Annotated in this window: 10 protein-coding genes; 5 read left to right on the forward strand and 5 right to left on the reverse strand. The window is 62.6% G+C overall.

Going from position 1 to position 13,661, the window contains the following annotated elements:
* Nucleotides 1-39: 39 nt before the first annotated feature.
* The 3 genes from FHW96_RS17185 to FHW96_RS17195 all read right to left on the reverse strand — a co-directional run bounded on the left by FHW96_RS17185 (nt 40) and on the right by FHW96_RS17195 (nt 3,601).
* Nucleotides 40-2,178 (reverse strand): PQQ-dependent dehydrogenase, methanol/ethanol family, encoded by a 2,139-nt coding sequence (locus FHW96_RS17185; RefSeq protein WP_172341795.1) that lies wholly within the window; start codon nt 2,176-2,178, stop codon nt 40-42.
* Nucleotides 2,179-2,352: 174 nt separating this feature from the next.
* Nucleotides 2,353-3,195, reverse strand: coding sequence for a class III extradiol dioxygenase family protein (locus FHW96_RS17190; RefSeq protein ID WP_172341796.1), 843 nt, complete (start codon nt 3,193-3,195; stop codon nt 2,353-2,355).
* A complete protein-coding gene (locus tag FHW96_RS17195; protein ID WP_172341797.1) occupies nt 3,188-3,601 on the reverse strand; it encodes a protocatechuate 4,5-dioxygenase subunit alpha in 414 nt (137 codons plus the stop codon). The genes FHW96_RS17190 and FHW96_RS17195 overlap by 8 nt, the downstream gene beginning before the upstream one ends.
* Before the next feature lie 293 nt (nt 3,602-3,894).
* Here FHW96_RS17195 and FHW96_RS17200 point away from each other — a divergent pair, with 293 nt between their 5' ends.
* From FHW96_RS17200 to mtgA, 4 genes are read left to right on the forward strand one after another with little or no spacing between them, the layout of a single operon-like run.
* Entirely contained in the window at nt 3,895-4,257 is a 363-nt protein-coding gene (locus FHW96_RS17200) for an EamA family transporter (protein WP_172341798.1), read from the forward strand.
* Nucleotides 4,257-5,504, forward strand: a complete 1,248-nt coding sequence (locus FHW96_RS17205) for a hypothetical protein (protein WP_172341799.1) — start codon at nt 4,257-4,259, stop codon at nt 5,502-5,504. Before FHW96_RS17200 ends, FHW96_RS17205 begins: the two co-directional genes overlap by 1 nt.
* Complete coding sequence (locus FHW96_RS17210; protein ID WP_172341800.1) at nt 5,494-6,948, forward strand: UbiA family prenyltransferase; 1,455 nt, start codon at nt 5,494-5,496, stop codon at nt 6,946-6,948. The genes FHW96_RS17205 and FHW96_RS17210 overlap by 11 nt, the downstream gene beginning before the upstream one ends.
* A gap of 44 nt (nt 6,949-6,992) precedes the next feature.
* On the forward strand, nt 6,993-7,718 hold the full coding sequence (mtgA, locus tag FHW96_RS17215) for a monofunctional biosynthetic peptidoglycan transglycosylase (protein ID WP_172341801.1): 726 nt from the start codon (nt 6,993-6,995) through the stop codon (nt 7,716-7,718).
* A gap of 327 nt (nt 7,719-8,045) precedes the next feature.
* Here mtgA and FHW96_RS17220 read toward each other — a convergent pair whose 3' ends face one another.
* Nucleotides 8,046-10,625 (reverse strand): TonB-dependent receptor, encoded by a 2,580-nt coding sequence (locus FHW96_RS17220; RefSeq protein WP_172341802.1) that lies wholly within the window; start codon nt 10,623-10,625, stop codon nt 8,046-8,048.
* Between the two features lie 325 nt (nt 10,626-10,950).
* Between FHW96_RS17220 and FHW96_RS17225 the strand changes: the two genes are divergently transcribed.
* Entirely contained in the window at nt 10,951-11,931 is a 981-nt protein-coding gene (locus FHW96_RS17225; RefSeq protein ID WP_172341803.1) for a cation diffusion facilitator family transporter, read from the forward strand.
* Nucleotides 11,932-12,209: 278 nt separating this feature from the next.
* Here FHW96_RS17225 and FHW96_RS17230 read toward each other — a convergent pair whose 3' ends face one another.
* A complete protein-coding gene (locus FHW96_RS17230; RefSeq protein ID WP_172341804.1) occupies nt 12,210-13,532 on the reverse strand; it encodes a dihydroorotase in 1,323 nt (440 codons plus the stop codon).
* Nucleotides 13,533-13,661: the final 129 nt, after the last annotated feature.

A 13,661-nucleotide genomic window follows, 5' to 3' on the forward strand; every position in this document is an offset into this window, starting at 1 on the left:
AGCAATCTGCCAAGCCGCTTCCGGCTCGGCCCATCGCGATTATTTCTCACCTAATGCCTTATCCTCATGGGCGCGGGCGATGACGTAATGGCGCACCGCGTCGATCTCCTCGCGGCTCAACTGCGCCGACCAGCCGATCATGCCATTGGCCTTGAGGGCGCCGTCATGCACGATGGCCTGCCACGTCTCCGGACTGCCCAGCGTCGCACTGTGGCGCAGGTCGGGCAAGACACCCCCGCTCACCGCCGCATCGCCATGGCACACGCCGCAGAAACGCCCGAACGTATAGGCGCCCTTTTCGATCACTGCCTTGGCGGCCGTCTGGGCCGGAGGGTCGAGCGGGCCGAAATTGGGGTCGGGCTTGGCAGGCAATTGCGCCTTGCCGCCCACCTTGAACACCAGCAGACGACTGATATTGCGCACCGCCCCCGATTTCCACGCCAGAACCCCGGTGGCCAGCGGCCAGATCCCGCCCCAGCCCGCCATCACGGCGACATATTGCTGCCCCTTGACGGTGAAGGTGACGGGCGCGGCAATCACGCCGGTCTGCGCGTCAAAGGACCACAGCTTCTTGCCGTCTAGCGAAGAATAGGCGACGAAATCGCCCTTGGCCGTGCCTTGGAACAACAGGTCGCCGGCGGTCGCCAGCAGGCCGCCATTCGACGGCCCCGGATAATCCACGCGCCACTTCTCGGTCTGGGTCACCGGGTCCCACGCGATCAGCGCACCCTTGGTGGCCGCCTTGGCCACTTCGCGCACGTCATTGTTGGCGGGCATCGCGGCGGCGCCCTGATTCAAGCCATTGTTGAAACCATATTTGGCCGATTTCCACCCCGCCTCGGGCACATAGGGAAAGGCGGCGATGTTGGCCGGGATAAACATCAGCTTCTGTCGCGGATCATAGGCCATCGGTTGCCAGCTATGCGCGCCGCCCGCGCCCGGCATCGAGACAAAAGGCTTGCCCGTCTTGTCAAACCGCGCCTCCGGATTTTCGATCGGGCGCCCGGTCTTGGGATCGAGGCCCGTGGCCCAGTTCACCGGCACGAAATTCTTGCCCTTGATGAACTGCCCCGTCTGGCGGTCCACCACATAGAAGAAGCCGTTCTTGGGCGCATGCATCAAGACCTTGCGCATCCGCCCATCGATCATCAGATCGGCCAGAACGATATGCTGGCTGGCGGTGAAATCCCATGTCTCGCCGGGTGTTTCCTGGAAATGCCAGACATATTGGCCGGTCTTGGGCCGTACAGCGACGATTGAGGAGAGATAGAGATTATCCCCGCCGCCCGGCGAGCGATAGGACTGATTCCACGGGCTGCCATTGCCCACACCTATATAGAGCAGGTCGAGCGCCGGGTCATAGGCCATCGAATCCCACACGGTGCCGCCGCCGCCCAGCTTCCACCACTGGCCCTTCCACGTCGCCTCGGCGCGCTTGAGATATTCGGCCTTGTTCTTGCCCGGCTGGTCCGGGACCGTGTAGAATTTCCAGAGCTGCTTGCCGGTGTTGACGTCATAGCCCGCAACATAGCCTCGCACGCCCATTTCAGCGCCGCCATTGCCGATGACGACCACGCCATTGATGACACGCGGCGCGCCGGTGATCGTATAGGGCTTGGTGCGATCCACCGTCACCGTCGACCACAGCACGCGCCCCGTGGTGCGGTCCAGCGCGATCAGGCGCCCGTCCAGCGTGCCATAGAACAGCTTGTCGCCCCATGCGCCCATGCCGCGATTGACCACGTCGCAGCATGCCTTGACGCCGGTTTCGCCCGGCACCTTGGGGTCATATTCCCAGATCAGCTTGCCGGTCAACGCATCATAGGCCTTGGCCTTGGACCAAGCCGTCGTGGTGTAAATCACCCCGTCGATCACCAGCGGCGTGGCTTCCTGCCCGCGCGTGGTGTCAAGGTCGGCATACCATGCCAGCCCAAGCTGATTCACATTGTCCTTGTTGATCTGCGTCAGCGGGCTGAAGCGCTGTTCGTCATAGGTGCGGCCATGGCTGAGCCAGTTGTCGCCCTTTTCGCCCGCGCGCTCAATGGCAGCGGCGTTAACAGCCAGCTTGGCCTTTCCGGCCCCGGTCGCGCCGCCGGCATAGGCCAGCACGGCGGCCCCGGCCAGCAGACCACCCAACCACAAGGCGCTCTTCGCCCCTGACTTTGCTTGCGCTTGCATAACCTCTCCTTCGGCGCCGATATTTTTCGGCGTCTCGACTGTATGCAATGCTTACGGTTTTTGCCGGTGCGGTCAAGGGGAGAAAAGCTAACAATTGAAAGCAAGCGACCCCGCCACCCTGTCCCGCCGATGGCGGCGGGTCAAGAGGGCAGGGTTTACGCCAGAGGCTTGATTTCAGGCCGGTTCCATCAACATGGTGGCGGCCGCCGTGTTCGAAATCGGGATGTGGTAATTGCGATGAATTTCGGTCGCCGCCTCCACGCCCAAGGCCCCGCGCGCGGCAATCCAGTTGAGCACTTCCACGCCCTGCGTCCCGGCCTTGCGCACCATCTCATGCACCGAATCCCGCGTCAGCGCGGCCGGATCGACCGAGAGATTGTCCATGCAGAACTGGTCATACTCGCGGTTGATATAGCCGGCGCGTTCGCCATCCAACTGGTGCGACAGGCCGCCCGTGCCGATGATGACGATCCGCTCGTCCCCGGTCCAGCTCTGCAGCGCCTTGTTCACCGCCTGCCCCAGCGCCAGACAGCGCTTGGCCGAGGGCAGCGGGTGCTGCACCGTGTTGATGGCAAAGGGCACGATCTTGACCGGCCATGCCGAAACATCGGGCCATGCCAGCTCAAAGGGAATCGAGAGCGCATGATCGACCAGCATCTTCTGACAAGTGGTGATGTCGAACTCATCCTCGACCAGAGAATTGATGATATGCCAGCTCAGCTCGGTATGCCCGGCAAAGGGCTTATACAGCGGCAGGCCCCAGCCTTCGTCGGCATTGTGATATTCGGCCGCCGCGCCCACGGCAAAGGTCGGCATCTTGTCGAGGAAGAAGTTGAGGCCGTGATCGTTGTTGAACACGATGGCGACATCGGGCTTCACCTGCGCCAGCCATTCGTGGACTTTCTGATAGCCGTCAAAGAAAGGCTTCCAATAGGGTTCCTGTTGCAGCCCCTTGTGGATCGCCCCACCGATGGCGGGCACATGGCTGGTGAAATAAGCGCCTACGATTTCAGCCATGGACCTTCTCCTTTTCGATCATGGCGTCATGCGCCTCGTCATAGGTCTGGCCTGCGCCCTGTGCGAGCAGCATGGCCTTGAAATTATCAACCGAAACCCCGGTCTGCATCGAGCCGACATCCTGCACGTTCAGGCCGAAAATCCCGGCCAGCTTGGCCAGGTAGTAGATATTGCCCCCCGCCGCGATCATGCCCAGCACGCTGCGCTCGGCCACGGCCTTGCGCTGCTGCGGCGTCAGGTGGAATTTGGCGCAATAGGCTTCCTCGTCATCAAGGAATGCCTGGCGATTGGCGGCATCGTTGAAGGAATAGCACATGGCGTTCAGCTCAAAGCCCTTGGCCGCGGCATTGCCATCGAACAGATGGGTGCCCGGAATTGGCTCGCTTGCATTTTGCGGTCCAGACATAATGGCCTCTCCAGATCATTCGGCCTGCCACCCCGATGGGTCGGCCTGACCTTCGTGTGCATCACTTACAATTGATCGACTCTCTTTGATCCCGATCAAGCGCGCGCGCTGGCGGCGTGCCTGTGCGCATTGGGATGCAGCGCGAGTCATAAATTTAGGCAAATTCTTAAAACCGGCACATGTCTCATCTTAACCTTCCGCCGCGCTTCGTCTCATTCCGGCACAGGGGTGGTTACCGCGCTATCGGCCTCTCCTCTTTCGCGCGATACGGGCGATGACCGAAGGAGGAATCGATGCAACCGGCCCTTTTGATGCTGATCCTGACCAGCGTGGCCATGTCGGCCATCGCGCAACTGCTGCTCAAAATGGGCGTGGGACAAGCGCGCGTGACCGATGGCGCGGGCGCCGGCATCGCTTTCCTGCAATCGCCATGGGTGATCGCGGGCTTTGGCCTCTATGGGCTGGGGGCAATCCTTTGGCTCTATGTGCTGGCCCGCCTGCCGCTCAGCGCGGCCTATCCCTTTGTCGGCCTCGGCTTCATCCTGACCATGGCGCTGGGCGTGCTGGCGCTGGGCGAGAGCATCAGCCCGATCCGCATCGCGGGCACCTTGCTGATCGCGCTGGGCTGCGTCTGCGTTTCAAGGAGCATCGCATAATGGTCGCCACCCCCGCCCCGGAGCGCGCGCCCGCGCTGTCGATCAATTCGCTGCTGCTGCTCGCGCTGACGATCCGGCTGGCTGCGCATTTTGCCCTGCCCCAGCCGTTGCAGAGCGATGGTCTGGCCTATTTCACCCTGGCCCAGACGATGGCCGATGGCGGATGGCCGGTCGACAATCTGGGCCAGCATGCGTTTTACTCCATCGGCTATCCGCTGGTGCTGGCGCCCTTCTTCGCGCTGCTGGGTGCTTCGGCGCAGGTGGCCTTTGGTGTCAATCTGGCGCTGGCGCTGGTGACGGGCGGGCTGATCGTTCTGCTGGCGCGCGAAGCGGGGCTTGGCGATCTTGGGCGCAAGATGGCGCTGCTGGGCTATGCGCTGTGGCTGCCGGGGATCTGGAACTGCACGATGCTGGCGCGCGAAAATCTCTCGACGCCGCTGCTGGTGGCGGTGGTGTGGCTGGCGCTGCGCCTGCTGCGCTCGCCCTCCAGCCTTGGGCTGGCGGCGGCGGTGGGCGCGGTATGGGGCGCAGCGATGCTGGCGGGCACTTCGGCGCTGCCGCTGATCGCGGCGCCTTTGCTCGCGCTGGCGCTGGGTGGTTCGGTGCGGCGCGCGGTGGCCCCGGCGCTGAGCGTGGGCGCGGCCGCCGCGCTGGTGCTGGCCCCATGGGCGATGGCCACGCAGATCATGCTGGGCCGCCCCACGCTTTCCACCAACACCGGCTTCAACCTCTATATCGGCAATAATCCTGCGGCCACCGGACGCTTCGTTTCCATCGCCGCCACGCCCATCGGCCCGCAATGGCACGCCATGCGCGACAGCCTTGGCGAGGCGGGCGCCAGCGCAGCGCTGGGTGCGATGGCGCGCGACTGGATGGCGCATAATCCCGCCGAAGTCGTCCGCCTCGGCTCGGTCAAGCTGGCCGCCTTCTGGGCACCCAATCTGCCGGATTCGAATGATTTCGCCCTTTCGCCCGCTGTCACCTATGTCCGCCTGTTCGAGGTCGTCCAATATCTGCTCTTCCTCACGCTGGCCGGGCTCTGCCTGCTGCTGCCGGGGATCGGCCGCCCACGTCAGATCGTACTGATGGGCGCCATCGCCGGTTTCTGGGCGCTGCATGGCCTCGCCTATATCATCGACCGCTATCGCGATCCGGTCATGCCCTTGCTGATCGTGATGGCATCGGCGGCGCTGGCGGAAATCGTCACCAATCGTCTGGCCCGCAGGGAGAGCGCCCATGCTGCATGAACGCATCACTGATGAAACCCCTCTGGTGGTCGATCTGGACCGCACGCTGATTTCGGGCGACGTCGCGATGGAAGCCTGCGTGACCGAGGCCAAGCGCGGTTTCATGGCCCTGTTCGTCCTGCTCTGGACGATGATCCGGGGGCGCGCGCGCCTCAAGACCCTGCTGGCGCGGCGCGCACCAGTCGATCCGGCCTCGCTCACCTATCGCCCCGAGGTGCTGGAGCTGATCGCCCATGCCCGCCGCCAGCGCCGCCGCGTGGTGCTGGCCAGCGCGGCCCATTGGCGCAATGCGCGCCGCGTGGCCGCCCATCTGGGCCTGTTTGACGAGGTGATCGCCAGCGGTGCCCGCCGCAACGCCAAGGGCAGCGCCAAGCTGACCGCGATCCGCGCATCGCTGGGCAACCAGCCCTTCGATTACGTTGGGGATTGCGGGGCCGACCGCCGCATCTGGCGCGAAGCCCGCGTGGCCTATACCGTCGAGGCGCCCACCCGCATGACGCATGAGGAACGCCTCGCCCCGGCGCGCAGCCGTCTGCGCGCGCTGGTGAAAGCCGCACGCCCGCATCAATGGGCAAAGAACGCGCTGGTCTTTGTGCCGCTGGCCTCCTCAGGCCTGCTGGCCAATGCCCATGCCATCGCCCAATCTTGCCTCGCCTTTGCCGCGATGAGCCTGATCGCCTCCTCGGTCTATCTGCTCAACGACCTGCTCGATATCGAGAGCGACCGCGCTCATGCCAAGAAGCGCCACCGCCCGCTGGCCAGCGGCGCGCTGCCCATCCCGCAGGCGCTGGTGGCCTGCGTCGGTTTTGCAGGCGCGGGGCTGGCGCTGGCATGGCAATTGGGCCTGCCCAGCTTCTCGGCCATGGCGACCTATTTCGCGCTGACGCTGGCCTATTCGATGCGGTTGAAGGCGGCGATGATCGCTGATGTGCTGACGCTCGCCTGCCTTTATACGATCCGCATCATCGCGGGCGCGGCGGCGATTGCTGTGCCGGTTTCGTCCTGGCTGCTGCTCTTCTCTGTCTTCTTCTTCCTCAGCCTTGGCTATCTCAAGCGCTATGTCGAATTGCGCAGCAGCGCGCGTGAGCCCGACGAATTGCTCTCCGGGCGCGGCTACACCCGTTCCGACACCGAAATCGTCGCGATCAGCGGGCTGGCTGCGGGCATGGTCTCGATCCTCGTCATGGTCCTGTTTGCCGAGGCGATGGGCAAGACCGGGGCCTATGCCACGCCGCAATTGCTCTGGCTGCTGCCGCTGCCGCTGCTCTATTGGCTCAACCGCATCTGGATGATGGGGCGCCGGGGCCAGGTGGACAGCGATCCGGTGGCCTTTGCCATTACCGATGCCAAGAGCATTGCCGTGGGCGCGGCGCTGGGGGGTATTCTGGTGCTGGCCAAATTCGCCGCCATCGGCCACTGGCTGCCGCAACTGGGGATCGCCTGAAGCGGCGCTTGTCAGCCTCCCCCTTCCCTCGCTAGATTGCCGCCATGGCACGCTTCTTTGCCCGCCCCGGGCCAAACCGTAGTTCCCGTTTCCGCCTCGGCTGGTATCTGGCCATGGCAATCTTGTGGTTTGTCGGCCTGTCGGTAGGCATCACGCTGATCTATCGCGTGGTGCCGCCGCCCGTCACACTGACCATGCTGTTCGACCACAACGGGTTCAGCAAATCATGGACGCCCCTCTCGCGCATCGACCGCAAAATGGTGGACGCGGTCATCGCAGGCGAGGACTCGCGCTTTTGCGTCCACCACGGCTTTGACGGCGCAGGCATCGAATATGCGCTGGAACGCAATCTGGCGGGCGATGGCAGCAAATTGCGCGGCGGATCGACCATCAGCCAGCAGACCGCCAAAAACACCTTCCTATGGCAGGGCAGCGGCATCACCCGCTATATCCGCAAGGGGCTGGAGGCATGGTTCACCGTGCTGATCGAGAACCTGTGGCCCAAACGGCGGATCATGGAAGTCTATCTCAACGTGGCCGAAACCGGCATCGGCACCTATGGCGTCGAAGCAGGCGCCCAGCGTTATTTCCGCCACTCCGCCGCCAACCTGACCCAGATCGAAGCCGCCCGCATCGCCGCCGCCCTGCCCAGCCCCAAGAAGCGCGCCGTAGTGGGCGCCACCGGATTTACCCGCCGCCATGGCAACACCATCGCCAAGCGGTCCGGCGTGGTGCGGCGCAATGATCAGGATGATTGCATTTATCAGTAAGGTTTGGGAGGGGTTTAGGTGCCTCCGGCGGGCAAAGGGCGGGGGCCCTTTGCAATCCCGATACTGTCTTTGGTGCGTGTCGGGTTCGGCCTTGGGTGTTGGACGCATCGTTTGATTTGTAAAGCCTGCGGCGCTTTTCGCACAGGCTCACCGCGCCGCAGGCTGTCAAACCATGGCACAAAGCGCTCCCTGGCAAACAATACGCCACCCCATAATGGGATTGCAAAGGGCCCCCGCCCTTTGCCCGCCGGAGGCACCTTTAACCCCCAACAAAAAGGGCGCCCCCACGCAGGAGCGCCCTTTCCATTTGCCTTGGCCGGTTAAGGCTTAGAACGCCACGCTGAGCGTTGCCACGACGGTGCGCGGGGTCGCCAGATAGACGGTCGGAACCGTGTTGACGGCAATCGGCGTCGAGGTACCGGTGAAACCGCCATAGTAATACTGGTTGAACAGGTTGGTCACGTTGATCTGGATAAAGCTCTTGTCCGACTTGAGACCAGCGATCGCCAGCTTCATACGGGCCGACAGATCGACCGTGGTGTAGGACGGCAACGTGGCCGAGTTCACCTGAACCGCAGTGGACGGGTTCAGCGAGCTGTAAACCGGCAGATTTTCAGCATTGATATAGCGCTTGCCGTTGTTCTTGACCGACACGGTCAGATCGAACGGATCGAACGAGGCATCCAGACGCGCACCGGCGGTGTAGATCGGAACGCCCGATTCGCGCTTGCCGGCGGTCAGGTAGTAGGTATTCGTGCCATCGCTGCGCAGGACGGTATTGCCATTGAGCACCGTGCCCGTTGCGCCCTGACCGGCGACGATGTCGGCCAGAATGCGCGACTTGTTGTACGAGCCGAAGGCATAGATCGAGAAGTGATCGTCAACCTTCCAGTTCAGCGTGGCGTCAAAGCCATACTTTTCCACCTTGCCCAGATTGGTGAAGATCGAGGTCTGGGTTTCCTGATTATAGACCTGCGAAATCTTGTTATTGAACATGGTGTACCAACCGCCGACCGAGGCGCTCAGACGACCGGCGCGGGCGCGCAGACCCACGTCAAAGTTGTCCGAGGTTTCCATCCCCGGGCTGCCGAAGCTGGTGCTGGCCGGATAATAGAACGCGCCATAGAGCGTGTCGGTGCTGGGCACCTGCAGACCCTGCGAGTAGTTGGCATAGAGCGAAGCGCCCTGGCCCAGAGCCAGCGTGAAACCGACATTGGGCAACACGCGATTATAGTTATAAATGCGCTGCTGCGGCACGGCATAGCCGGACGGCTTATTCGTGGTGCTGTTGAAGCTGTAGGGATTTGCAGCGGCGTAAGCGGCCTGATCCTGCGGGCTGGGGCAGTAGAAGTTGCTGCCGCCGCCATCGAAGGTGAAGCAGAAGTTGGTCAGGTTGCGCTTGAAGAAGGGCGCGCGCACACCGACCAGAACATCGAGCTTACCGTCGAAGAACTTGCCGTTATATTCCGCCGAAACCTGATGCAGGATTGCATAGGACATGCGGTTGCGCTTCTGGATCGCGTTGCCGTACTTGTCCTTGATGGCCAGATCGATCGGGAAATAGGTCGCGTAATAGCCGGTCTGCGAGTTGAGGAAGGTCAGCTCGCCGGTCTGCTTGTGGCGGCCGCGGTCATAGGAATAACCGACACGCAGCGTATTGGTCGGGTTGATTTTCCAACGCAGCGAGGTCAGCAGGCCGATACGGTTGGTTTCGGTTTCATTGGCAGTGCCGATCAGAAGGGCTGGATCAACGACACCATTGGCGTTCACGTCGGTCCCTGCGTAATAGCTGCCGCCGATATTGCCAACCCAGCCGTTCGGGCCAGTGCCTTCGTTCAGCTTGCTGGTGCCGCCGCCATTGGCCTTGGTGTACTGGAAGCTGGGGTCGATCGTCAGGATCAGGTTATCGGCCAGCGTGAAGCGCGAGTTCATGCGCAGGTTGGCCGTCCGCGAGGGGTTGTAGCGGCATTCAAACGCGCCATAACCGGTGGTGCTGGCGGTCGAGCTGGTCGTGTCGGCGCAATTGATCGTGTATTGCGCTTCGTCCCAGCTGTAGGGCACGCGGCCACCGCTCGAGGAGTTGATCGGACGGCTCGCCGAATTTTGGGTGTAGAGCGACATCGACGGCGCGAAATTGTTACGGTTCAGGTTGAAGTGACCCGCCAGCGAGATGAAGTCGCCGTTGTCGCCCAGCGGCTGCTTCACCTTGAAGTTGAGCTGCTGCTTGGCCACCTGGCCGCCGGTGTTGGGCAGGAAGCGGTTCGAGGCCACCGAGGCGGCAAACCAGGCCTTCAGACCCGAATTGTTGATGGTGCCGGTGTCCACCGAGATGAAGCCGCGCTTGAAGCTGAGATCACCGGCCGAACCGACCGCCATTACCTGCGCCTTGTCCAGCGGATCGCGCGAACGATAGTTCACGGTCGACCCCGAAGCGGCCGCCGTCGGGCTGTCCACGTCGGTCGAACCCAGGTTGACGTTGACCTGTTCGATTAGTTCGGCGTCAAGCTGCTGGTTGGAATAAAGGGCATAGTTGCCGGTGTCGTTCAGCGGCATGCCGTCAAAGGTTTGCGAGATGCGGGTGCTGTCAAAGCCGCGGATGAACATCGCGCCGCCCGACGAACCGAACGGGTCGGCGTTGAAGAAGGACACGCCCGGCACCATGTTGATGACGTCGTTGATCGTCTGGCCGGGCGAGCTCTTGGAGATGAAGCTCTGGTCCAGCACCTGCTTGGCCTTGGGCGTGGCGGGAATATCCACGCCGTTGATCGCCTTGGCCTTGGTGCCGGTCACCACGATGGTGTTTTCAAAATCGACCGAACCGGTCGACTGAGCGAAAGCGGGCGATGCAACCGCTGCTGCAATCGCGAAAGAACTGACGGCCAAAGCCGAATTTTTGATAATGCGCATGCTGAATGCCCCTGCATGACAATTTTGTGTCAAAACCGCCGAAATGCCCCCGTCCGAGCGACGAAAATCATTCGGATGCAAAACACCTAACGATGTTTGAGAGGCTTCTAAACAGCGGTTTGTGACGCAATTTTGACACAAAACGGGGCGTGCGACAGGCTGATGCCGCAAAAGGCAAGATTGTTTCCCACGCAATTGACATTGATGTAACTTTGTTACGGTCTTGACGAAATTCATATGGAATTTAAATGTCTGCTCCAAATTCCGCTGTTGCGAATTGGGCCGCAGTGCGACATTTGTGCAACGCAGCAGATCGGGAAAAACCATGGGCATCGGCCATCATCACCATCATCACCACGATCATGGCGAATCGCATGGCGGCAAAGATCACCATGGGCATCATCACGGCGGGGGCCACCACCACGGATCGGGCGCCACCCATGGCACCGCCTTTGCCGTGGCCACCTCGCTCAACATCCTGTTTGTTGTGATAGAAACCGCCGCGGGCTTTATCGGACATTCCACCGCGCTGCTGGCCGATGCTGGGCATAATCTGTCCGATGTACTCTCGCTTCTGCTGGCATGGGGTGCAAGCCGCCTTGCCGCGCGGGCACCATCGCGCCGCTTCACGTATGGCATGAAAAGCGCCTCGATTCTGGCCGCTCTGGCCAATGCAGCGCTGCTCTGGGTGGCGCTTGGGGCGATCCTGATCGAGACTTTGCAGAAATTCGCCTCGCCCGAACCGGCGGCGGCGGGGCTGATGATGGCGGTGGCGGCGGCAGGCATCGCGGTCAACGGCCTCTCGGCGCTGCTCTTTGCGCGGGGCAGCAAGGATGACCTCAACCTGCGCGCGGCGTTTCAGCACCTGATGGCAGATGCGGCAGTGTCGGCGGGCGTGGTGCTGGCGGGTCTGGCCATCCACTTCACCGCATGGAACTGGATCGACCCCGTCACCAGCCTCGCCATCACGCTGATGATCGCGCTGGGCAGTTGGTCGATGCTGAAAGAGTCGGTGCAGATGGGCCTGCTGGCCGTGCCCGCCTCGGTGAATGAGGAAAAACTGCGCGCCTTCCTGCTGGCACGCCCCGGCATCGCCGCGCTCCACGACCTCCACGTGTGGCCGATCAGCACCACCGACACCGCCATGACTGCCCATATCACCATGCCCGCCGGCCATCCGGGGGATGCGTTCCTGCACGCTTTGGCCCACGATCTGGAGCATGATTTCGGCATCGGTCATGCCACGATTCAGGTCGAAACCGATGGCGGGCATGAGTGTGCTTTGCATTCGGATGAGGTGGTTTGAGGTTGGGCTAGGAAGGTTTGCCTCCGGCGGGCAAAGGGTCTCGACCCTTTGCAATCCCATGATGGGGTGGCGCCAAAGAGGATGCGCTGCGTTTATCACAATGTTTTTAAAGCCTGCGGCGCGGCAAGCTAGCGCTGATCAGCGCCGCAGGCTTTAAAATTCAAACAACGCGTCCGCCCCCCAAGGCCGAACCCGACACACAACATCGACAGTAACGGGATTGCAAAGGGCCCCCGCCCTTTGCCCGCCGGAGGCATTCAAACCCCCGCCCCCCCCCCTTACAGCGCCCCTGCAAACTTCAACGGCTCGCCCACCGCGCTGTCGGCCAACTGGGCCTCCCACATCACCTGATGCCCGCGGATGATGGTGCCAAGGACGCGCCCTTTCAGCTCCATGCCGGTATAGGGTGACCAGCCGCAGCGGCTTTGCAGCCAGTCCTCGGTCACGGTGAACTGGCCCTTCAGGTCCACCACGGTAAAGTCGGCGTCATAGCCCACCGCGATGCGGCCCTTGGCTTGCAGGCCAAAGATGCGCTGAACGCCCGCGCTTGTCATGTCGATCAGGCGAGCCAGTGTCATCCGCCCGTTCAGCACATGGTCGAGCATCAGCGGCAGCAGCGTCTGCACGCCGGGCATGCCGCTGGGCGACGCGGGATAGGGCTTGGCCTTTTCCTCGATCGTGTGGGGCGCATGGTCGGAACCGATCACGTCGGGCACACCCTGCTGCAGCCAATGCCACAGGCCATCGACATGTTCGCCGCTGCGGATCGGCGGGTTCATCTGGGCATAGGTGCCAAGGCGCGGATAGGCTTCCTCGCCGCGCAGCGTCAGGTGCTGAGGCGTGACCTCGCAGGAGGCGATGTCGCGGTGCTGGCTGATGAGTTCCAGCTCGGCGGGCGTGGTCACATGCAGGATGTGGATCGGCCGCCGCGCCGCGCGGGCCAGCTTGAGGATACGCTTGGTCGCCAGCAGCGCGCTTTCATCGTCGCGCCAAACGGGGTGGCTCGATGGATCGCCCTCAACGCGCAGATCCTTGCGCGCATTCATACGGTCCTCGTCCTCGGCGTGAATGGCCACGCGGCGCGTGCCATGGGCCAGCACGCGGGCCAGTTCCTCGTCATGCGCGACCAGCAGGCTGCCGGTGGAAGCGCCCATGAAGATCTTGACGCCGGCGGTGCCTGGAATGCGCTCCAATTCAGCCAGATCGGGCGCATTGGCCGCTGTCGCGCCCACATAAAACGCATGGTCGCACCACATGCGATGGTGCGCACGCTCCAGCTTGTCATGCACGCGCATCACCGAATCCGTGTTCGGATTGGTGTTGGGCATTTCAAACACGGCGGTGATCCCGCCCATCACCGCACAGCGGCTGCCGCTCTCCAGATCTTCCTTATACTCCAGCCCCGGCTCGCGGAAATGGACCTGCGAATCGATCACGCCGGGCAGGACATCCAGCCCCGTGCAATCAATCCGTCGCGCCGCATCGGGGAAACTGCCTATGCCAACGATTTTGCCATCGCGGACGGCAACATCAACCTGTGCGGGGCCAGAAGGAGTGTGGACAGTGCCACCGGTGAGGACAAGATCTATCGCTTGGGTCATGCTTTGCGCTTTGCCACAGGTTGGAGGGAAGATGAAGGTATAGATGCGAGGGACTCGTCCCTCGCGCTCCCATTACCGCCTTCGTTACGCGCTGGGTTCAGCCGCAGGTGTCGGACGCAGCCTCGGAAT

The sequence above is a fragment of the Novosphingobium sp. SG751A genome (genome assembly GCF_013149295.1).
Classification (GTDB): Bacteria; Pseudomonadota; Alphaproteobacteria; order Sphingomonadales; family Sphingomonadaceae; genus Novosphingobium.

Coding starts and splice junctions, on each gene's coding strand:
- FHW96_RS17220 (WP_172341802.1), bottom strand. CDS start 10,625: ATGCGCATTATCAAAAATTCGGCTTTGGCCGTCAGTTCTTTCGCGATT.
- FHW96_RS17195 (WP_172341797.1), bottom strand. CDS start 3,601: ATGTCTGGACCGCAAAATGCAAGCGAGCCAATTCCGGGCACCCATCTG.
- FHW96_RS17205 (WP_172341799.1), top strand. CDS start 4,257: ATGGTCGCCACCCCCGCCCCGGAGCGCGCGCCCGCGCTGTCGATCAAT.
- mtgA (WP_172341801.1), top strand. CDS start 6,993: ATGGCACGCTTCTTTGCCCGCCCCGGGCCAAACCGTAGTTCCCGTTTC.
- FHW96_RS17210 (WP_172341800.1), top strand. CDS start 5,494: ATGCTGCATGAACGCATCACTGATGAAACCCCTCTGGTGGTCGATCTG.
- FHW96_RS17185 (WP_172341795.1), bottom strand. CDS start 2,178: ATGCAAGCGCAAGCAAAGTCAGGGGCGAAGAGCGCCTTGTGGTTGGGT.
- FHW96_RS17200 (WP_172341798.1), top strand. CDS start 3,895: ATGCAACCGGCCCTTTTGATGCTGATCCTGACCAGCGTGGCCATGTCG.
- FHW96_RS17230 (WP_172341804.1), bottom strand. CDS start 13,532: ATGACCCAAGCGATAGATCTTGTCCTCACCGGTGGCACTGTCCACACT.
- FHW96_RS17225 (WP_172341803.1), top strand. CDS start 10,951: ATGGGCATCGGCCATCATCACCATCATCACCACGATCATGGCGAATCG.
- FHW96_RS17190 (WP_172341796.1), bottom strand. CDS start 3,195: ATGGCTGAAATCGTAGGCGCTTATTTCACCAGCCATGTGCCCGCCATC.